The sequence below is a fragment of the Paenibacillus sp. NPDC057886 genome, assembly GCF_042796655.1.
Lineage (GTDB): Bacteria > Bacillota > Bacilli > Paenibacillales > Paenibacillaceae > Paenibacillus.
Genome location: NZ_JBHVMZ010000001.1, coordinates 965,183 through 986,870, shown reverse-complemented (window position 1 = coordinate 986,870; position 21,688 = coordinate 965,183). Strand labels below are relative to the sequence as shown.

Here is a 21,688-nt window from a genome sequence, read left to right as displayed (position 1 = left end):
AGTAAATGAACACAAGAAAACTGATTGAATCTCTTTATTTATATACTTTATAAAGTTATTTTATTATATTGCGTCAAAAAAATTTCTTTGTCAAGAGATCGTATCAACCAAATTAAAACAGCCGCCAATCCGGATGAGAATTTCCAGATCGGCGGCTGTTTTTTTGGGACAAGAAAAAGGCGGCTTATCGCCGCCTCCATCTTAATGTGTCTCAACGTACAGAGTCTTAGCCGATTCAACGGATCGTTTACCTGCCCACACATCCTGAACGTAGCGCCCTTCCGACTGAAGCTTGTTGAGCCAATCTTTCGCCTCCTGGAGGGTTGCTCCCTTCGCTTTCTGATATGCTTGCAGTAAAGTCTCTTCCACGGCGGGAGCCATTTGGCTTCCGTCACCACATACGTAGATTCGCCCTTTCGCATCAAGCAAATGAAGCAAATGTTCGGATTCCTGCAACATCAGATGCTGCACATACGTTTTGGGCTTACCCTCAACACGTGAAAAAGCCGTATGCAGCTTGATGATTCCTGCCTGTTCGTATTGTTCAAGTTCTTGACGATATATGAAATCCGAATCATTCCTGCACCCAAAGAACAAATGTGCTTCACTCAGTGGCAATCCCCTCTCCTTCAGGACAGATCTGGCCTGAAGGAAACCTCTGAACGGTGCAACCCCCGTCCCTGGACCTACCATAATAATTGGAACATCTGGCTCTTCCGACAGCTCAAATCCGGATTCTGGCGTACGTACAAACATCAGAATACTCTCGCCCGTTTGGCAGTCGGCCAGATAGGATGAAGCCACACCACGGAATTCACCGTTGCCGCTCCATGCAGGCTCTTTCACAACGGACACTGTGATGCTCGCTTGCTTAGCATTAGTATGTGGAGAGCTGAAGATGGAGTAATACCTGGGCTTGAGTGGAGGCAGCAGCTCAAGAAACCTTTCGAACGACAGCTCACAGGCCTCATACTTTTCAAGCAGTTCCAGCATGGTGATTCTGTTTTCAAGTACATGTTTCCTGTAGTTGTTTTCTTCCAACATCGCCTCCAGTTCACGCTTATGAGGCGGGCACACCGTATGGTTCGCCAGCTCCTGCAACTGCGTTCTTGTAACAGGTGCTTGCAGCTCAACACAGGAACGGAGTAGCTCATTTACTTGGACAGGACGGTTCAGAGGAAGATGTGTAAACTGTGTTTCGTTTGAAGTTAATTGGATCTGAACGTCTTCTTTTAATTCAAAACGATGAAGGATGCGATTCACGATTTCATTGGCATTCAGGGGCAATACGCCAAGATGATCGCCTTCTTTATAGGTCATGCCTTCAGGCAGCAGCATCTCAATGTGACGTGTACTCCGTCCACTATTCATGGCCTGAAGCTCTTCATTTACCACTACAGTGGCATAGCTGGCATTGTAGGATCGTGCAAGTCGCAGATCAGCTTTCTCGCGAACAAATTCCATTTGCAGTGTACTTCGTGAGGAGTGTTCCATGGATTCCTCGCTGATCCCCAGAGCGTTTAACATCGGAGGCCACAACATCCGCTGCCACTCTTCCACTTGTTTCTCCATATCCCCGTCTGCATCGGCTTCTCCCCGAGGTAACAGCCTGTTGCCTCCCAAGCTCGCAAGCCTCTCATCGACCAATCGAGGAATACTCTGGTATGTACCGGACCAGCTTCGATCCCCGCAGCCCAGAACTGCATATGTCACACCGTGCACCCTCCCTGACTCCGCTTCCTTCAACCATTCCATAAATGCCATTGCATTTTGCGGAGGTTTACCATTATACGATGCTGTCACGACGAGAACGATCCCCTCCTTGGGCAAGCGCCCAACCCAATCATTCAATGCTGCGGCTTTGCTTGGAATTCCATAGGAGCGGGCTTTCTCTACAAACGCTCTGGCAATGCCTTCTGCCGTCCCCAGGTTGGAACCATACAGAACCAATAAAGTTGGATTAACATCCTCTGTAGTGGCCATCGATTCCATAATAGGGCTGTGGCCAGCTACATTTGTATGCATAACCTGATTCGGCTTCTCATTCAAGTGGGCAACAGGTGTACTCAGCTTGGGTGAAACTGTGCGTGCTCTCACCTGTATCCGAAAATCGCCTGGTTTTAACGTTAACGTTTGTTTCACATCCAACTTATAGTCGCTGTAGTCTACCAGTTCAAAATGTTTAAGTAACATACCGAGAACAAGGGTTGCTTCATATAAAGCAAATTGCATGTCGATACACGCTCTCTCTCCATTACCAAACGGTTTATACGCATGGTGAGGCACTTGTGTCGTATCTTCAAAACGTTCCGGTCGGAATAGCTCTGCATCCTCTCCCCAGGCTCCTTTGTCACGGTGAAGCTGTGGCAGAAGAATACTGCAGCTCTCCCCTTTTTTCAGCGGATATTTGCCACCTATGAAGGTGTCTTCTTTGGCATAAACGTCAATGATAGTTATATCTATCATTTGATAAAATAATAAACCGTTCCTGAATGAAAATCAAATATTGGGTTTATGCCAATAACGGACTGAACCAGTCCACTTAGTCAGAGAGAAGATCTACTAAACACAAAAAAGGGGAATTGCGTTTGCAATCCCCTTTCGATCTGATCTTTTTTGTTGAATTATTCTTTATGCAAAGTCTTGGAGAAGACACTGTACATCGTTATCCTATGGGTTTAGATGTTTACCGCGCTCATCCCAAGCTTCCATATTTAGCTCATTGTTGATCGTTACAGCGGTTAATGCACCAAGGGATGCCGCAGTAATAGCCTGGTACAGCTCCGATGCTGCATCTCCAGCGCTGAACACACCCGTTACGGTCGTTTTGCCGAAATCATCTACAACGACTGTACCCGCATCCGTAACCTCACAGCCTATCGTCTGCGGAAGTTCTGATCCAGCTGTTAGTTTCGGTCCAAAGAAAATTCCCGTGCACGAGATTTCGGTGCCATCCTCTAACACAACCTGCTGCACCATCCCATCATTTGATTCAATGGATCGAATCGGGGAGTCCCATACCGGAACACCATGCTGCTTCAATTCCTCCCGCTGCTCATCCGTTAATTCATCAGGTCCATTTGTGCAAATGGTAAACTGGCTTGTCCAGCCGGAAATTGTCTTGGCCATATGAAATGCCTTCGCTCCATTAACAATGATGACCAGCGATTGATCTCTTAATTCCCAGCCATCGCAATAAGGACAGACAAAAGCACTCTTGCCATATACCTCTGTCAACCCGTTAATATCCAGCGGGAGGTCTTTTTTCCCGACTGCAAACAAAATTTTCTTCGTGCGATAGATGACTCCTTGGGCCGTTGTAACTTGAAAATCACCATCTGTTCCTGTCACTGAAGTCGCTGTGTCCCCTACAAAATGAACGGACGGATAAGCACTAATCTGTTCTTTCGCAACCTTCCGAAATTCACGCGGACTTGCGCCATCTCTCGTCAGAAAACCGTGTGTTTCACGCGTGACCCAATTACGTGGGCGTTCATCATCTATGACCATCACCTGTTTGCGGGCTCTGCCTAGTACAAGTGCTGCATTAAGACCCGCAGGTCCTCCACCAATGATTAATACATCCGTCTGTTGTTTCATATTTAACACCCTTTCCAGATATTCAATATCCTTTATTGTCCCAAAAAAATGTCCATCCTGGTTACTTTTTGCCGCTTGCAGCTGTTCTCTAACACAATAATGTAAGAAGAGATCACTTTTAAACCATTAAAGACCCCTTATATCTACAATAAACAAATGAAACTCATAATGCAAGAAAAATATTCTTTACTTGTTATTGCTGCCTTTTAGATTCTATGACCTGTATCACATAAAATCATTTTTAACAATTGAAAAAAACCTTGTTTTTAAATTGTTCACAATCAAATGGCATTATTTTAAATACTAAATCGTTAATTAATTCACATACTGTATTGAATGCTATAATAAAACCACGAGATATATAAGTATAGATATAGGAAGTGAGTTCTTGAAAACATTGAATAAAGGGTCACGACCCGAAATCAGCCTGGAGTATACTAGCTCGATTCCGAAAGTATTTTTTGATACGATCAAGATCGGAATCATTAAATCCAATCTGATCGCCATGTTTGCCGGTTTAAGTTTGGCTTTGTATGTATTTGATGCATCTATTTTAGCTAATATTGTGCCCATTATCCTCTCTGTCATCGGGTCTTCCCTGATTATCGGAGCGGCCGGGGTGTTTAACAATTTGTATGATCGGGATATCGATGCGATCATGGAACGCACCAAAACACGTCCGACGGTAACAGGTCGTGTAGATACCAAAACAGGATTGATCCTCGGTATTGCCATTACGATTATCGGGGGCATCATGTTGTATATCGCTTCCCCTTCGGCTGCCGTATTCGGCATATTGGGACTGCTGCTGTACGTGTTCCCTTATACGATGTGGACCAAGCGGACAACGGTATACAATACGGAAGTAGGAAGTCTTTCAGGCGCTGTTCCACCGCTCATCGGTTGGGCAGCCATCTCACCAGAGTTGGGTCATTATGAAATTTGGGCTTTGGTCGTTACCATGCTGTTGTGGCAGATGCCTCACTTCTATGGCATTGCCATCCGGAGATTCGATGAATACAAAGCGGCTGGCGTACCTATGCTTCCTGTCGTAAAAGGAATCAGACGGACGTACATCCAGACGAATGTTTATCTGGTATTGTTGTTATTCTCCAGCTTCTTGTTTTGGCCGATGAGTCCGTTCATTGCCATTGTTGCGTTTCTGGTAAGCTTGGCCTGGCTTATTCTTAGTGTGGCAACTTTTGATAAGAAAGAAACCAAGAAATGGTCACATAAAATGTTTATTTTCTCCATTAATCACATTACGATCATCTTCCTGGTCATCATTGCGTATTCATTGATTGCGCAACTGATCAAATAAATGTTAACCAATTGAGCAATAATAAAAGCCGTACAGATCTTAACTCTTTCGCAAAGAGTTGTCTGTACGGCTTTTTTCATTTGTTATATGTCTTATATATCTTACGCTATCCCACTTTAACCGGTGTTTGCTCGCCTTGCCAAAGCAGCTGCATCTCTTCATTTGTAGCAAGCAAATCTGACAAGCTGCCCTCGGCCTCAATTCGTCCATCCTTCATGACGATGATATGATCTGCCTTGGCAAGCGCTGCTCTGCGGTGAGACACTGCAATACATGTGACATCCGGTTCCTGGAACAAACCTTCCCAGACCTGTTGCTCGGTTTCCACATCCAGCGCACTGGACAGATCATCGAAGATGAACAGGTCTGCTTCCGTCATCAGCATACGCCCAGTTGCAGCGCGCTGAATCTGACCACCCGACAACATGACACCTCTTGGACCTACGGACGTTTCAAGTCCTTGATCCAGATTTTGGATATCCTTATCCATAACAGCCAAGCGAATGGCTTTTGCAAGTGCCATTTCCGTACGTCCCTGTTTACCCTGAACAATATTCTCTTTCAGCGTATCACTGAACAGTCGGGGTACTTGCGGCGTATATGCTGCTCTGGGCGGCATCAGGAAGGTAGCAGGATCTACATCTTTACCATTCCAGTGAATCGTACCCTCCTGTTTGGGCAGCAGTCCCAGAAGTGTGCGGACCAGAGTCGACTTGCCAGAACCGATCCGTCCAGTGATGACCAGAAATTGCCCCCGCTTCACACGGAAGCTGATATCCTGTATTCCATTTGCAGAATGAGGATATTGGTACGCCAGATTGCTGATCTCCAGCTCTCTTAGCTTCTCTTCGGGATCTCTCTGTTTAGTAGGAAGCTCAGGTGGATCTTGATTCAGATAAGTCTCTCTGAAATCCATGATCCGGTCCTCCTCACCAGGACGAAACAGGGTTCGCATGCGGTCAAAAGATACTTTGAGCCGTTTATGCTGAAATACCATATAGCCAAACAAGGAAATACTAAAGCCTATATTGGCAAGATAACTGGTGAACAAAGCAAAATTACCTACGGTGAAATTGCCGGATTTCATCTCGGCCGCACACATCAGAAGAATGAGACCTGTACAGATACTGAGCACATGCTGATTAAGTGATCTCATCCACTGTTTGAACAGATTATCCCGGAGTGCGGCCTGACGACGTTCTTCATTCAGTTTGTTAAAACGAGCAGAGACATGCTCTTCTGCCTGCCCAAGTTTCAGTGCCTGCACAGCCCCAAAGATTTCGGCAATGAAACTGGTGATCCGTCCTGTCGACTCACGATTGACTTGAGCATATCGGCGAGCCCGATTACCAGACAAGTTATTCAGCATCGTTACGACCACCAGCGGCAAAACAGCTACCAGAGTAATTTTCCAGTTAATGTTCGCCATAATGATGATGGATACGATAGCGAACACAAGCCTCCCCCAGAAATCCACCCAGGATTCCACGTACTCAACCACTTCATCCACATCATCCCGAAAGCGACTCATCGCCTCCCCCGGTGAAGCTGGCAGATTGCGTCCAGGCCAGCGCATAATCCCAGCGAGCATGTTGGTGCGCAGAATAGCCTGAATATGGTAGATATACGTGATCCATGCATAGAATGCGGCAAAAAACGTCCCTACCCTTGTTGCTCTAATTAGAGCAATGAAGATCAGCGGAGCTGCCAGCCACATATAATCACTGGACCCCGCTGTTGCGCGGTCAAAGAACCACTGCATCCCAATTCCTATTGCCAGCGGCAAAGAATGAAATATGCACCATGACAATCCGTTGATCAAAAATAGAAAGGGCCTGAATCGAAACAAACGGCCTATAAATCCTGTTACAGTCACGCCAATTCCTCCTCTCGACCCGTAATCAGCAACCTGGCATAATGTGAAGACGGATCAGTGGCGAGTTCTTCTCTGGCTCCGAATTCCAGCACCTTGCCATCACCCAGCACCATAATCTGATCGACCTTCTCCAAAGTAGCCAGCCGATGTGCAATGATAATTCCGGTGCATTGCATCATCAACTGATCGATGGCAGACTGAAGCATGCTCTCTGTAGCGGCATCCAGACGTGAGGATGGTTCATCCAGAATAACCAGGCTTGGTTCAGTCAGAAATACTCGCGTCAGGGCAAACAATTGAGCTTCCCCTGCGGACAAGGAAGAACCACCTGCTTTCAGATGAGTATCCAGTCCTGCGGGCTGTGATTCGATCCAGTGACTTAATCCCAGTCGATCCGTTGTCTCCTTAATGATCTGATCCGAGACATCCTGATTGAACAGCGTTAAATTGTCTCGCAGTGTACCGTCGAACAGCTGTACATCCTGCGTAACCATACCCACCCTGCGGTAAAATGCAGGCAAGGTAAGCTCTGAAATATCTTTGCCACCCACACGAATTGTTCCGCTATCCAGATTGTACAGGCGCAGAAGCACACGACTGAGACTTGACTTGCCGCTACCGGTACGACCGATGATGCCAAGCCGTTCGCCAGGTTTAATGGCAAAGTTAATATTTTGCAATACAGGTTTATCCTCGTTATAACTGAAGTTCACCTGCTTGAATTCCAGACCAAGCGGCCCTTCTGGCAGCTGATCCTCTCTTCCGTTTTCGATCTCACTACGTAAAGACAACAGTTCTCTCGAGCGAAGCATGCCGGATTTCGCTTTCTGAAACTCTTGAACCTGATCACCCAACATCTCAATCGGATCATTAAGCATCTGTGTGTATTGATATATCAGGAACAAGGTTCCGATGCTGATGATGCCTTGCATGTAGTAATGAACACCGAGTAGAAGTACTGCCGTGACTGCAAGTGCGAACAGAATGACCGTCGTATTCCATGGAATAACCCGAAGCAGCCAGGCTTTCCTTCCCTTTTGAAATACAACACGCATCGTACGATAAAAGCGATTCATCACATACGGAACATGCCCGTTCGCTTGAATATCTTCAATTCCCGCAATACGCTCTTCAATCAATCCGAACAAGGATGCACTCGCTTCCCGCTCATTTTTGGAAGAGTTTACTCCCAGATTCCGAATGAACACCATAAACAGAATCGATAATAATGTAAACACCGTCATGACGATCGCAATCGGTACGTTTACAGTGAACATAAATCCGAGGATTCCGGCAAGCAAGACAAAGCTCCCCACCACCTGCACAATGAACATGGCGAAGAAGTTGGAGATACTCGTTACATCACCATCCACCCGTTCTATCATCTCTCCCGGCGTCTTCACATTATGAAACCGCATATCCAGACGCAGACAATGCTTCAGGAGATCTCCCCGTAATCGGTTCGTTGCCCGCCAGGCCACATCATTCCCCAGATAACTGACGGCTACTGTAATCAGTTGATTGACGACCGCAACAACCAGAAACAATCCGGCAAGCTGGATTAGGTTAGAAAGTACGCCCCCACTTGCGGCTGTATCAATAAAGCGTTTGATAATTTGTGGATTCAGGAGCTGCAGTCCCGTTGACGTTAACAACATCACCATCAGCAAGACCAATCGGCCTTTGACGGGCCTTAGATATTGCAGCAGCCAGGACATGGAGCGTTTCTCTGTTTTGGGCATAGCCCCTCACCCCTTCGTATGACATTTCTATTCCAATTTTGAGATTCAAAGCTTTCTGGTCCCTCGCTAAGATGAATCATACATAATAACAATAAATGCAACATTTCCAACCCGTGGATGAATCTTACCAAGTGTGTTTACCATTTAACATTCTCCCAATCCCTCTGGCATTCTTCCCGAAATCTTTGCACCCATTGCTCAGAAATCTCGTCTGCGATCGGGTCAAAGAACGGGGGCGATACGGTTACACCGTCAGATTGAACATCCAGAAACTCTAGCACATTCATGACGGTCCCCTCGTAATCCGCTATAAAATCCTCATAAACAATCGTCAGCGGCACAATGCCTGATTCGGACAGGAAATCTTCAATTGCTGCTTCGCACATATTACTCTCCACAAGCAGATGTTTAATCGCATCAAAATTATATTGATCAGCAATATCTTGTAACTGAGGGCTGTCTCCGTGCTTGCGGTGCCACTCACCCGAGACAATGGCTCTCCACCATGACACAGCCAATCTGACCTTGTTGCGACGTGTCATGTAAATATGCTTGGTGCAATTAGGGAAACCCGTACTCCATACCTCAGCCCGCGATAACGCTGCTGGCAGACTATAGAGACTGCGGAATGCGTCAATCCATCGTTGTTCAAAATTAATTTTGATTCCGAATACTCCGTTCGACGTTGTTCCCTGATCCCAAATCTGCTCCAGATCTTCACGCTTTAATGTGTCTGGGCTCTTATGCTGATAGTGCAGCCACTCCCTCGGATATCCTGCGACACCTGTAGAACTTAATGCTTCACCTAGCAGAGTACTACCCGTTCGTTGAGAAAACCAAATGGTAAAACTTTGAGCAGGTCGTTTCATATCGCTGCCTCTCTTTCTCCCCTTAGGGGTAGTTTCATGCCAAAAACACTGCAAAATCTCCCTTCCATGTGCAACAAATTGGGCGGAATGCATGCAAAAAAGCCATAGATGAACTAATGTTCATCTACAGCTTGTAACAACAAGAGAACCATATGAAATAAGAAGCGTTTCCGGATTTCTCCTCTGCACGCAATAATGATGAGCGTCCACGACAGGGGTGCACAAACATGACTGTCCAAACGCCAACACAAAAACATTGGTTAAAGTCACTTGCTCATGCGTATTCAGTTATCGATTCAGAATGCGCCCTGTCTGGAACATGTTCATCTTAACCACCCGTCACACATATTTGTTGTTTATTGTATTCGCTCCACCGTAATCCGTCAAGATAATATTAACTCAATTGTTATTTCCTTCATGCCACTGCACATCATATGCTGCGATTTCAACGATCATAACCCAGATAAGGAATTTCTCTAAGATTAAACCTCAACTGATTCACTTTCCATACACCATTACTGTAAACAAGTTCAATATTTCGATCATTTACATAATGAGAATCACCCGTTAATGTATTTCCGATAACGAACGATTGGGATAACGTCGCTGTTGTACTGCTTGTATAATAAACGGAAGTCTCTGGAGCATCATACACCATCCAATCACTTACTAGATCCTGCCTCTTGAGAATAAATTGGATTAAATCTTCTGTAAAATAAGGCTTGAAATACGTACTGATCTGCTTAATTTGAGACAATCTTGAGATTTCGTTCAATTTCTCTGACAAAACATTCAATCGTCCCTGAGTTATTTTCACAGAATTAGGTATCTGGATCGTCTCCTCTTGCATACTTACAATCATGTTTTGATTATTCAAGTGGATAGTTGCCTGTTTAGTTTGTGAATTCCACTCTAGCTTGGCTCCTAACGTTTGGCTGACAAATCGCAGCGGAACATATGCTGTATCGCCAATTATTTCAACAGGAGAATCCATTCTAATTATCTGTTCATTCACTCTCGCATTTTTAAAGTTAACCACAAGCCAAATTTCTTTCTCATCCGTTTTAATTCGAATGCTCTTCCCTTCCTTATACCACGTTACGTCTGCCCCCAAGTTGCTGGACACGACCCTCAAAGGAATTAGCACCCGGTTATTGGACAATACGCCAGTCCCAATCTCTAGCGTCGCATCCTCAGCTAAACTCGGCGTTGAAAACGCGGCAAACATAACACACGCCAGCAATGTTAAAGCGAAATTTTTAAATATCATTTGGAACCCCCATAAGGAAATGTTTAACTAATTAACACTGATTTCTCAATGAAAGTTGCCTTTCTCCAAAAAAAAGTTAAAACAGCTAATACTTATGTGCCATGCAACTAGCATCGCTTCAGCTAGGCACTCACTTGTATTGGTGTTGTTTCCTTCTCCCTAACGACAAGGCGCTTATGCGCTACGATAAGAAAAGGCAGTCCGAGTGCAGTCGTTAGTGCCAGCGGTACAAAAATGAACAGGCCATTCCCCGTCCCAAATTGGGTTAATAACAGCCCTCCCAAAATCGGTGCCATGACGCTTCCTAAGTTATTGAATCCAATCGTGCCAAAGTAAGTCCCTTTCCATTCCGGTTTGGCGATACGGTCAATCAGCATATCCATCATGGTGAACATAAGCACTTCCCCTACGGTGAACAGAATGACACTGATCATCAGCAGCATAACGCCTTCAGCTATGCCAAACAGGAACAAGCTTGTAGCGACCAGCACGTTTCCAAGAATGAGGGGCACAACCGGCGGGAATTTGCTGGCCACCCGCACAATCGGAAATTGGATTACAAGCACAGTCAACGCATTGAGCGAAAGCATATAGGAAAACACTTGACTTCCATGTTCAAAAAGAGGATTCTGGGCAACATACTGAGCCAGGGTCGAGCTAAAATGCCCATACCCGAGCACGCAAAAAGTAGTCCCAATAAGTACCGGCAAAAATACACGGTCACGTCCGGTGGTAGCGAGTGCATCTCGTAAACGAGGTGCAGTGACCTGAACATGTTCCGGCAGATTTGCGCGCTGCAATTGAAATTGCAGGAACAAAACCAGGCCGTAAACGATATACACCAACCCGGAGATCATAAACGGAAATGTAGACTGCGCTGATCCAAGCTGAAGACCAATAATGGGTCCAAACACAACACCCAGATTAATGGCGGCATATCTGAGATTGAAGACAAGCAGTTTATTCTGCGGTGGAGTAATATCCGATAGAAGCGCACGTGACGTGGGCTCAAACACGGCGCGGCATAACCCGTTTAACGTATTGGCCACAAAAAATACCCACAGATGCTCAGCTGCTGAAAAGATGAAGAAAACACAGGCCCAGCCAAATACAGAGACCATCATGACCACTTTGCGGCCGATTCGATCCGAAATATAACCTCCATAAAAGCTGACCATGACCCCCGCCAGAGAACTAACCGCGACGGTAATTCCGGTCTGTGTGGGTGTAGCTCCCAGTACCTGAGTCAGATAAATGGATAAAAACGGGATGCTCATGGATGTAACAAGACGTCCAAACATCGTTCCAACAATGATTGTCCAGGCTAAAGGGTGAATTTGACGTAAATGTTGCTTCATGCGTATGGTTCTCCTGTTCTAGATGTTTTTGTCTCAGATGGGCTACCTTTGCCCTATCCCTTTATGTATAATTGTATGGATCAAAGGGGGAAATAAAAGTGTAAGAAAACGAGAGCACATTTCACCCTTTATGAAGGAGCACATTCATATGGATACAGCAACAACCCATTATCTGCGTCTTGCCACAGCAAAAGAACTTTCTCTTAAGCTTCATAAATCGGTTCCGGTAACCATTGACAACCTCTCCGCTGCCCTATGCTGCACCCCACGCAACGTGAAGTTTATTCTGCGCAAGCTGGAGGAACAAGGCTTTATTCACTGGCAGCCCGGGCGAGGCCGGGGACATCATTCTGAGATGACATTGCTGCGCAGTGTGAATGAGGCGCTCGAGGAGAGCTTTTTGGAACTCATGGGCAGAGGCAAAATGAAGGAAGCGATCGAGTTGATCGGCAGCACAGAGAAGAACGATGCTCTCCGGGAGCGGCTGCTGAATTCGTTGAATAAGCAGATGGGATTCCACAGTCATGCCGAAAGCTCTTCCGGTCAGGACGTGCTTCGCATGGTGAGATCACGAAGATTAGCAGAACTGGACCCTGCTTTTGTGTATACTGCTTTTGAAACCTATCTGCTTGGTCAGGTTTGCAGCACGCTGATCACCTATGATGCCAAAACAGGAACCTTCTTGCCAGATCTGGCGCATATGTGGGAGTACAACGAGGATCAAAGGGTATGGGTTTTTTATCTGCGCAAAGGTGTACGGTTCCACCATGGTCGGGTAATGACATCCCGGGATGTCCAAGCTACATTAGAGCGTTTGCGTACTGTAGATAGTCCATTCATTTGGCTATACCGGGATATTGAGCGTGCCGAAGCTGTCGGGGATTGCTGCATTCGTTTTTATCTAAGTCGGCCTAATCGTTTCTTCCTTCACTTGCTTAGTTGTGTTTCAATGACGATTCTCCCCTATGATGTCGATGTATCCCAACAATTGATCGGTACCGGACCTTTTCGCATCCATGAAATAAATGAAACTGTGCTGGTAATAAACGCATTTGATGGCTATTATGGAATCCGTCCTCATCTGGATCGAGTAGACATTTGGTTTGTGCCCAATCTGGGTCCTTATGAACGTCATTATGAGTTGCCGGGAACAGACCGACTGAAGTTGGCTACAGACGATACGGGGACTAACAGTATCGATTATCCAGCAACAGGATGCCGATACATGCTCATTAATTTTCGTAAAGCCGGTCTTCACCATCAACTGGAATTTCGGCAAGCTATGCGAATTGTTTTCGATCCAGTCGCTTTGGTAAGAGAACTGGGCAGCAATCGAATTACACCAGCAAACAGCTTTCTTCCTTGGAAGAGCGCTGAGCATGCTTGGCGCGAGTCTTCTCTTGAGGATGCCCGTGATCTCCTGCACAGCAGCGGATACCAGGGGGAAAAGATCATACTTGCGTACACTGTAGCTAAAGACCAAAAAGAAGCAGAATGGCTTAAACAACGCGGAGCTACAATCGGCTTATGTATTGAGTTGCAACCCTTCGTTGAATTTCCCAATGTGAGGGAAACAAGCGAAGCTGACTTGATTATCGCAGAAGAAGTTTTGGAAGATGACTGGCAATTTGGCATGATTAATTTCTTCATAAACAAACGCAACTATTTTCATATTTGTTTATCACCCGCTTTACAGTCCATATTTTATCGAAAAATGGAGAATTTCCTTCAGCAGAATGAAGAGCAAAGGTCGACGCTGCTCAATGAAGCAGAAGATTTGCTTCGCGATAACTGCTGGATATTGTACGGCTGCCATATGAATAAAAAAGCCCTGCTTAATCAAAGTCTCTTCGGCCTTCATACCGCTGAGTTTGGGTTCATGGATATCTCCAAACTATGGATCAAAAATCAGTAGTTTAGCATTCCGGGAAAGGAATGTGCCAAAAAAACCGCTAACTTATCCATCGATAAGTTAGCGGCTCCATTGCCGATCAAGAGTCTCGTTCCTACGGAATGTTGAACTCAATTGTATGCAATTGATGGGGACTGTTTTGCAAAATCATAAACGACCGGGTTGTTTCTTTATTTTGAAAAACTCCTCCATCACTTGCATAATGGATTCACTTTTAATTGGTTTGCTTACATACGCATCCATTCCAGCCTTCAGACATTTGTCCATATCCCCTCTAACTGCGTTCGCAGTAACCGCAACAATATAAGGGCATGCCTCTGGCCGCAATGATTCCTTAATCACTTTGGTCGCTTCAAATCCGTTCAGTCGAGGCATGTGCACATCCATAAATACAATATCATACGCACTCCGTTTAACAGCTTCAACGGCTTCTACACCGTTCACCACATAATCCACAAGATGTCCTTTCTTTTCAATCATTCGGCGTAGAACAAGCTGGTTCACTTCATTGTCTTCAGCGATTAAAATTCGCAATAGATCTGTCTTGTTCTTTTTCTGTTGAAGATCGTAACTGCTCATTTCCTCGATGTTAGTCGTTTTAAACGAAACTGTAAATACAAATGTGGTCCCTGGCTCATTGGATTCTTCAATCCAGATATCTCCCTCCATGAGCTCTATAAGCTTCTTGCTGATCGCCAGCCCAAGGCCAGTACCTTGAGGCTTGCGAGTCATGAAGTTCTCCAATTGGTAGAAGGCTTCAAATAAATGCTCTCTCTTCTCAGCTGGGATTCCAATCCCCGTATCCTTCACTTTGAATTGAAATTGAACATCATTATATTTTTGTCCGATAACTTTCACCTCGATTTCAACACTGCCTTCTAAGGTGAACTTCACAGCATTCCCAATGATGTTGGTAAGGACTTGTTTCAGACGGTAAGCATCCCCAAATACGGGAATCGGAATCGCATCATCCAGGCTTAGACGAAGATCCAGCTGTTTCTCCCGAATCATTGGCGTTACAATATCAACCGTCTCTGTCACGATTCCCCTGAGATCAAAGGGTTCATCCACCAGATCAGTTTTACCCGACTCTATCTTGGAAAAGTCCAGGATATCATTGATAATCGCAAGCAACGAATCCCCGCTCTTTTGGATAATTTCAATGTATTCCTTTTGTTCTCCGCTAAGTCCTGGCGTATCCAGAAGCAAATCCGTCATCCCGATCACTCCGTTCATGGGTGTACGGATTTCATGGCTCATCATCGCCAAAAATTCACTTTTTGCCTTATTCATTCGTTCGGCCGTTTCTTTGGCTACAAGAAGCTTTTTCTGCTCTGTAATATCCTTCGCAATCAGGTAGAAGCCTACATTTTTTTCATTAATAATGATCGGAGCAAGGGTTGCCAACACTTCTGTCTCATAACCATCTGTGTGCTGAATAGCGTTGATCTCTTTTTCAGCCATCTCATAATGGCTATTGAGGATAAGTCCAAGATGATACAGTCCGATAAACCTAGATATGCTAGTTCCAATCATTTCCACAACCGGGCATCCTGTCACTTTCATGGCTACCGGATTGGCATTTATGATATTCCCGTCCATGTCAAAGGAAATGATGGCATCATGATTATATTTTTTGAGTGAAGTATAGCGTTCCACTGATTCCTGAAGTTTGAATTCCACAAGTTTACGTTCAGTGATATCCTGCAATGTTCCGTTTAACTGTATCGGTTGATGATATTCATCATAGGTGATTAACCCTCTCAGATGAAGATACTTTTCTTTACCGTCAGTCCCTAGATGCCGATATTCAAAATCAAGCGGTTCTCCTTTTTTCACCCATTCAATACATTCCTTCAACCGCTGCTCCTCTGATGGCTCCATGAATGTAAAGATATTGCTCGCCTTATAAGGTTTATTGTTGTCTATTTCAAAAATCTCAAATATCTGATCGGACATTGAAACATGGTCATTGACCATGTCCCACTCCCAACTGCCGATCATGGCAATGCGCTCAGCTTCCGCACTAATTTCCTCATGTTTCTTTCTCTCCGATATATCTCGACCAATCGCAAGAATTTGTTGTTCATGCTTGGAGTCTCCGATAATCTTATATGTTGTTTCAAACCAAAGATAGTGCCCATCTTTATGGCGAACCCTTATGTTCAACAGATTACCTGTGTTCAAGTCCATCTGCGAGATACGTTCCAGATCTTGTTGATGGAAATACGCGTTATTGTTTCTACCAACCACTTCTTCTGACGAATAACCGAGCAGCGTACTGATTGAGGGAGAACAGTAGCGACAAATACCATCAAAGGTAGCGACATATATGATTTCCTGTGCGTTGTCTGAAATGAGCTTGAACATCTCTTCACTGTGAAGAAGCTTTTGTTCGGAGGTTTTACGATCCGAAATATCCAGAGCGTGGCAAATAAAATAAAGAGGCTCATCTGTTATTTCGTCCCGAGCCAACGATATGTGTAACGCAACCCATAACACGTCACCATTTTTTTGGATGTAACGCTTTTCGTATTTAAGCTCCTTCGATTTACCTTCAAACAATTCACGCTCATAGATCGAATCCAGTGCACAATCATCGGGATGAGTGAGGTCCTGGTAATTGAGAAGCATTACTTCTTCAGTTGTATAACCTAGCATACAGCAAAAAGCAGGATTCACTTTCATCCAATGTCCTGACGGAGCAAGGAGCGCAATCCCAATAGGTGCTTGATTATAAATCTGCTCAAACAATTCGTGATGATCGACCTTTTGAACCTGCATCTTGAGCTCTCCTTTTATTGTATAAACTCCAAGTTATTAAAAACACAATATTTGCTTAATAACCCGTTTTTCAATTGTTGAAACATCTCATTTTTTAAAGATTTGTCCTTGAAACAAAACAAGACCTGGATTCTATAAGTATGGAATCCAGGCATTTGTCGTTTAATTCATTATAACCCATGTGAAGCATGGATTGGTCAGAAAAATATGTCACCGCTCCCGTCCAATGATGTAATCCAACAGATGTCTCAGAAAAGAGATCGGCTTTGGCATCTCGTTCAACGCATCGGTTGCGAGACAATAGTGCTGCCACATCTCTTTCTTTGCGCCTTCCTCACCCAGAATCGAGACAAAGGTTGAACTGTTGTTCCGCACATCCTGACCTGCCGGTTTACCAAGTACAAGATGGTCCCCTTCCAGATCCAGCAGATCATCCTTGATTTGAAAGGCGATACCCGCATGATATGCAAACTTCTTCAAGGATGCAATCTCCACTTCCTTCACCTGAGCCAGAATGGCCGGCATCACAAGTGCAGCCTCGAAAGCAATGCCTGTTTTGTAGAAACAAATCATGTTCAATTGTTCCAAGGTCAGTGCTTTTCCTTTGGCGTTCAGATCCATCGCCTGTCCCATACACATATCTTCTGCTTTTTCAGCCGAATATTGAATCAGGGTGAGCACGGTTGCGGCATCAAACTGATTAAGGGAAGATTGCTCGCCAATGGCTTTTTGAATGAGAAATAAACCCGTTAATTCTGCTGTCGCACTGTTATGCACCTGATGCAAGGTGGAACGACCTCGTCGGGTCGAAGCATTATCCTGAGTCGGCAGATCATCAAAGATCAGTGAAGCTGTATGCATGTACTCCAGTGATCTCAGAAGAGGAACGATAGACGATTCATGTAGTCCATATTCACGCACACCCATAACCCAGGTCAGTATCGGCCTTAGCCGCTTCCCATCCCCTTGCAGACTGTAATTCGCTGCATCAATAAGCGTTTCTTTCATCTCTGGAAGTCCACTCGGCTTGGAAATCTGCAATTCTATATTGATCTGCTCACGAACCGTGCGAATCGTATCCAGAAAATCCTGTTTTTCCTGCTTATCGTTCTGCAATTGAATGATGACCTGATCCCGGAGCAATTTATCCAAGAAATCCACATCATCGGCTTTTCGCACCATTTGTTGAATTAGGCGATTGAATTCCGGTTGTCCGGAGGCAAAAATATTCATCACTTCGTTGTATTGATCTTGACCCAAACGCTCTTTACAACGCTTAAGACCATTAATAGCACGATCCAGTATGACCTCACGGGTCTTCGCATCCGAATGGTACACCTTATGAATCAGATAAGAGATCACCGCCCAGTATAGTTCATACGGATTGATCAGATCGGGCCGTAGGTCACGATACTTCAGATAGTAGGTATAAGGGGTCACTGTCCCCTCCTCCATATCGTCAAACATATCAGCGAAATCGTCTGCGAGCTGATTGTAAATGCCATAATAGAATGTCCGCAGATCAAAACCTTCATCCGCAGATGCACTGAGGACGGAACGAACAATGAGTCTGGAAGAAGAGGATTTGATAATAATCGGGATATAAAGTTCATCATTGGAATAATTCGCATTGGATAGTTTCTTGGCCCGGTCTATTTCCTGGGACTGAAAGAATACGTAAGATTGCTCGAAGAACGTGCGCTGAGTCTCAAGACGCTGATAGTTCTTGATATACTCGAAGGCATCTCGCAGCTCGGAATGAACATATCGAATGACATCGAGATTGGCTCCGTTCCATTCGCCGATGTCCGGCACAATTCCGGTGAGAAGCGCATCCCTGATCAGGAGAGAGTACTGTTCCTTCTCTTGTACGGTCAAAGCCTGTGAATCAAGCAGGTCATCAATAAATGGATAGGTTAACCCGTAAGAATAACCAAGCCGAATCGCAGCATCCAGCCTCTCGGAACGCTCGGCTTTGGGAGTCTCATCATTCATATCATCGTTCACATGCAGAACAACACCAAGAATGATCTTGAGTAACTTGCGCTGTGCCTGTTCTGCGTCCAGTTCCTTGGGGATATTGGAAGCGACATTCTTTAATTTGCTGATTACCCAGATAACAGCTGTTTCCACGTTCTCCTTCTGAGCCCAGCGATACAAGGCGGCCAGACTGATATAATCCGGGCTTCCCTTGCGGTGGGTTGTATTTGAACGCATAAAATACGCTTTGGTATCCTGAGCGACACGCTGAATGCGTGCTTGGGTATCCGGGGAATCCAGTGCTTTGCCCAGATCTCGCATATAAATGTAAGAAATACTGCGATCCAGGTAATCATCCAGTTTGCCTGTAACATTTAGCCAATGGATATATCTATGAGCATCCCGGAAATCCGGTTTTCTTTGACTTGGTGATAAAAAGGATAACCAGGAAAAAGGTTGAATATGTTTTTTTTGCCACAAGTGAATATCTTGCGTAAGCGCAGTGGTATACGTATTATCCAGAAGTTGTTCATGAAGAGAAGTAAAATACTGAGCTGCCTTCTGCTCAGCCAGCCGATATCCTGCATCAGCCTGATCTGTGAGTACGTTATTCATAGGATGGATACCTCAACTTCTCATAATGTTAAACATGTATCCATGAAAGGAGTTTGAGGGTGCTCCATGGACGAAAACTGATGTGAATTCATGAAACAACAACAAATTCGCCAGCTCATGTTCATAACCTTTATACGGCATTCCATCCGTTTGGTTACGAAATCGTCATGGACGCTTCAATCCTATGTGGTTTTACAAAATCGAAGACCATACCTTCACTGCTGTAATGGCGATAAGAACCATCAGTCCGTACCGAAGCAGTCTCACATTAATCATTGAACTAACTTTGGAACCAAGTGAAGCTCCAAGCAGACTCCCGATAACCGTATAAATGATGGGCTCCAGCGGAATATCTCCACCCAGAATCTTTCCCACTACCCCACCGATGGCGGAGATGAACACAATCGCAAGCGAAGAAGCAATGGTCGTCCGGGTAGGGATCTTAAGCACGGTGAGCATGATCGGAATTAATATAAAAGCACCACCCGCACCGACAATTCCCGAGACGATCCCCACGGCAAGAGCCGATCCTGCCGCAACATATGTGTTGAATGTCAGCTGTCCAGTAGAGCCTTCTGTTCCCTTACCAGGGATCAGCATGAGCACAATCGCAATAATGGCCAGAATGCCATAGATCAGATTGATGACTTCTCCATTCAGATGACCGGATATGAAGCCGCCAATCAGACTGCCAACAAGAATACTGGAGCCCATATAAGCCACCAGACCTTTATGAATGAGAACTTCACTCTTTTTCCCATTCCCTGTTCTCCTAAAGTAGGCTATCACACCAGCGAGTGAGGCAAAAAACACCTGGAACATACTGATCGATGATACCTCATGTGCCGAGAACGGCTCCAGCCCCATGAGAGAAGGTACATACAACAACAGCGGGTAATTAATTATGGCTCCACCAATACCCAACAAACCGGAGAAGAAGGAACCGACCAGACCCAGTATAAACATGATGACAAAAAGCAGAGTATCCATCGGTTTTTCTTCCTTTCTTGCGGTGTAAAAAATGATGCAAAAAACAGTATACGCAGTTAAAATAATCGGCTATAATAAAAACCAAGTAAATTAATCCGAAATGAGTGATTAAGCATGTTTAACGTGTTGAAGACTCTTTTTGAAAATAAATGCCCGCTATGCAACGAAAAATTACAAGTTCACAGTGATGCGTTATGTGCTACAAAAGCATGCTCCCAATGTCACTACAAAGAAGAGAGCTATGGCTCTCTCGGTGTGCGTATTGTCTATGACACCACAAAATGATAAAAGACGCATGCCTGCTTATTGTATCATGATATCTGAACTACCGGGATGACTATATAGAATTATTTTCATAATAAATACTCTCCATAATAATAGATGCAAAAAAAACGGTGCAGAACGATTTATTCGTTCTGCACCGTTTTTTCTTTTATTTTCCAAGACGAACTGGGCTACCTTACAGCTCAAATCTTATTTTGTTTTGAAGCTGAGGAATCCATCATCTACTGCAACCGTTGTACCATTCACTGCACTGGCAGCGTCACTGAACAGGAAGGTAACAACACTCGCTACTTTCTCCGGTTGAATGAGCTCTCCCCGCATATGTTGGGTGGCAAGCGCGTCCTTCATTGCTCTGTCATCACCCAGAATCGGTGTCTCAATGAAACCTGGCGCTACACCAACCACACGAATGCCATGCTCGGCAAGTTCCAAGGCACCGGATTTGGACATCATCACGACAGCTGCCTTGGCTGCATTGTAGTTAAAGCTTCCCACAGCGGCAATACTGCCATAGATCGATGCTGTATTGACAAAGGTCCCCTGTACATTCAATTCAACCATTTTCTTCGCGCCATAATACATGCCGTAATACACACTATGCTGATCCACATCGATTACTCTGTGATAGGATTCCGGGTCCATCTCCAGAAATGGCTTCACGAGTCCAATGCCAGCGTTGTTGAACATACCGCTCAATGTTCCGTATTTCTCTACGGTCCAGTCGATCAGGGCTTTGATCTCATCTCCTTTGGACACGTCCACTTTGTATGCCCCGGCTGTGCCGCCACCTGCTTCAATCTGCGATGCAAGCTTTTTGGCACCCTCTTCGTTATAGTCTGCTACAACAATTGTTGCACCCAAATCCGAAAGTTGCAGCGCTGTTTCCTTACCAATACCACTCGCTCCGCCGGTGATAATGATTACTTTTCCATTTTGTTCAGACATAACGCAGGTCTCCTTTAAATGTAATATCACACACATAAATCCACTATATAGTTTTGCTAGTGCGAAGCTAAATATTCATCCGACTTCAAAGCGGGCTCGAAAAATTAAAAGCATGAAAAAAAGACACTGTACACAAGTGAT

13 protein-coding genes are annotated in these 21,688 nt (G+C 44.9%); 2 read left to right on the top strand and 11 right to left on the bottom strand.

Annotated features, from left to right (window positions below):
* Positions 1-201: 201 nt before the first annotated feature.
* Together ACFVQB_RS04470 and ACFVQB_RS04465 are read right to left on the bottom strand one after the other, a co-directional pair.
* Positions 202-2,466 carry a bifunctional cytochrome P450/NADPH--P450 reductase gene (locus ACFVQB_RS04470; protein ID WP_379435184.1) on the bottom strand — a complete coding sequence of 755 codons (2,265 nt, stop codon included), beginning with the start codon at positions 2,464-2,466 and terminating at the stop codon, positions 202-204.
* Positions 2,467-2,670: 204 nt separating this feature from the next.
* On the bottom strand, positions 2,671-3,600 hold the full coding sequence (locus ACFVQB_RS04465) for an NAD(P)/FAD-dependent oxidoreductase (RefSeq protein WP_379435183.1): 930 nt from the start codon (positions 3,598-3,600) through the stop codon (positions 2,671-2,673).
* Between the two features lie 397 nt (positions 3,601-3,997).
* On the opposite strand from ACFVQB_RS04465, the gene cyoE reads away from it, so the two are divergent.
* Entirely contained in the window at positions 3,998-4,921 is a 924-nt protein-coding gene (gene cyoE, locus ACFVQB_RS04460) for a heme o synthase (protein WP_379436314.1), read from the top strand.
* A 106-nt stretch (positions 4,922-5,027) separates the two neighbouring features.
* Here the strand turns inward: cyoE and ACFVQB_RS04455 are convergent, their stop codons facing one another.
* The 5 genes from ACFVQB_RS04455 to ACFVQB_RS04435 all read right to left on the bottom strand — a co-directional run bounded on the left by ACFVQB_RS04455 (position 5,028) and on the right by ACFVQB_RS04435 (position 12,036).
* Complete coding sequence (locus ACFVQB_RS04455) at positions 5,028-6,797, bottom strand: ABC transporter ATP-binding protein (RefSeq protein ID WP_379435182.1); 1,770 nt, start codon at positions 6,795-6,797, stop codon at positions 5,028-5,030.
* Positions 6,794-8,539 carry an ABC transporter ATP-binding protein gene (locus ACFVQB_RS04450; RefSeq protein ID WP_379435181.1) on the bottom strand — a complete coding sequence of 582 codons (1,746 nt, stop codon included), beginning with the start codon at positions 8,537-8,539 and terminating at the stop codon, positions 6,794-6,796. Before ACFVQB_RS04450 ends, ACFVQB_RS04455 begins: the two co-directional genes overlap by 4 nt.
* Positions 8,540-8,676: 137 nt before the next feature.
* Positions 8,677-9,408 carry a Stf0 family sulfotransferase gene (locus ACFVQB_RS04445; protein ID WP_379435180.1) on the bottom strand — a complete coding sequence of 244 codons (732 nt, stop codon included), beginning with the start codon at positions 9,406-9,408 and terminating at the stop codon, positions 8,677-8,679.
* A 445-nt stretch (positions 9,409-9,853) separates the two neighbouring features.
* Positions 9,854-10,678, bottom strand: coding sequence for a stalk domain-containing protein (locus ACFVQB_RS04440; RefSeq protein WP_379435179.1), 825 nt, complete (start codon positions 10,676-10,678; stop codon positions 9,854-9,856).
* A gap of 122 nt (positions 10,679-10,800) precedes the next feature.
* Entirely contained in the window at positions 10,801-12,036 is a 1,236-nt protein-coding gene (locus tag ACFVQB_RS04435) for an MDR family MFS transporter (protein ID WP_379435178.1), read from the bottom strand.
* Positions 12,037-12,184: 148 nt separating this feature from the next.
* Between ACFVQB_RS04435 and ACFVQB_RS04430 the strand changes: the two genes are divergently transcribed.
* On the top strand, positions 12,185-13,951 hold the full coding sequence (locus ACFVQB_RS04430; protein ID WP_379435177.1) for an ABC transporter substrate-binding protein: 1,767 nt from the start codon (positions 12,185-12,187) through the stop codon (positions 13,949-13,951).
* A gap of 144 nt (positions 13,952-14,095) precedes the next feature.
* Here the strand turns inward: ACFVQB_RS04430 and ACFVQB_RS04425 are convergent, their stop codons facing one another.
* From ACFVQB_RS04425 to ACFVQB_RS04410, 4 genes are all read right to left on the bottom strand, one after another.
* Positions 14,096-16,732, bottom strand: a complete 2,637-nt coding sequence (locus ACFVQB_RS04425) for a PAS domain S-box protein (protein ID WP_379435176.1) — start codon at positions 16,730-16,732, stop codon at positions 14,096-14,098.
* A gap of 210 nt (positions 16,733-16,942) precedes the next feature.
* Positions 16,943-19,327, bottom strand: a complete 2,385-nt coding sequence (locus tag ACFVQB_RS04420; RefSeq protein WP_379435175.1) for a polyprenyl synthetase family protein — start codon at positions 19,325-19,327, stop codon at positions 16,943-16,945.
* A 192-nt stretch (positions 19,328-19,519) separates the two neighbouring features.
* Positions 19,520-20,317, bottom strand: a complete 798-nt coding sequence (locus tag ACFVQB_RS04415; RefSeq protein ID WP_379435174.1) for a sulfite exporter TauE/SafE family protein — start codon at positions 20,315-20,317, stop codon at positions 19,520-19,522.
* 474 nt (positions 20,318-20,791) lie between these two features.
* Positions 20,792-21,547 carry an SDR family NAD(P)-dependent oxidoreductase gene (locus tag ACFVQB_RS04410; protein ID WP_379435173.1) on the bottom strand — a complete coding sequence of 252 codons (756 nt, stop codon included), beginning with the start codon at positions 21,545-21,547 and terminating at the stop codon, positions 20,792-20,794.
* Positions 21,548-21,688 lie beyond the last annotated feature (141 nt).

What these genes read in the sequence shown, in the direction of transcription:
- ACFVQB_RS04445 (WP_379435180.1), bottom strand. Translation starts at nt 9,408, where the DNA reads ATGAAACGACCTGCTCAAAGTTTTACCATTTGGTTTTCTCAACGAACG.
- ACFVQB_RS04465 (WP_379435183.1), bottom strand. Translation starts at nt 3,600, where the DNA reads ATGAAACAACAGACGGATGTATTAATCATTGGTGGAGGACCTGCGGGT.
- ACFVQB_RS04470 (WP_379435184.1), bottom strand. Translation starts at nt 2,466, where the DNA reads ATGATAGATATAACTATCATTGACGTTTATGCCAAAGAAGACACCTTC.
- ACFVQB_RS04425 (WP_379435176.1), bottom strand. Translation starts at nt 16,732, where the DNA reads ATGCAGGTTCAAAAGGTCGATCATCACGAATTGTTTGAGCAGATTTAT.
- ACFVQB_RS04430 (WP_379435177.1), top strand. Translation starts at nt 12,185, where the DNA reads ATGGATACAGCAACAACCCATTATCTGCGTCTTGCCACAGCAAAAGAA.
- ACFVQB_RS04415 (WP_379435174.1), bottom strand. Translation starts at nt 20,317, where the DNA reads ATGGATACTCTGCTTTTTGTCATCATGTTTATACTGGGTCTGGTCGGT.
- ACFVQB_RS04435 (WP_379435178.1), bottom strand. Translation starts at nt 12,036, where the DNA reads ATGAAGCAACATTTACGTCAAATTCACCCTTTAGCCTGGACAATCATT.
- ACFVQB_RS04450 (WP_379435181.1), bottom strand. Translation starts at nt 8,539, where the DNA reads ATGCCCAAAACAGAGAAACGCTCCATGTCCTGGCTGCTGCAATATCTA.
- ACFVQB_RS04440 (WP_379435179.1), bottom strand. Translation starts at nt 10,678, where the DNA reads ATGATATTTAAAAATTTCGCTTTAACATTGCTGGCGTGTGTTATGTTT.
- ACFVQB_RS04420 (WP_379435175.1), bottom strand. Translation starts at nt 19,327, where the DNA reads ATGAATAACGTACTCACAGATCAGGCTGATGCAGGATATCGGCTGGCT.
- ACFVQB_RS04410 (WP_379435173.1), bottom strand. Translation starts at nt 21,547, where the DNA reads ATGTCTGAACAAAATGGAAAAGTAATCATTATCACCGGCGGAGCGAGT.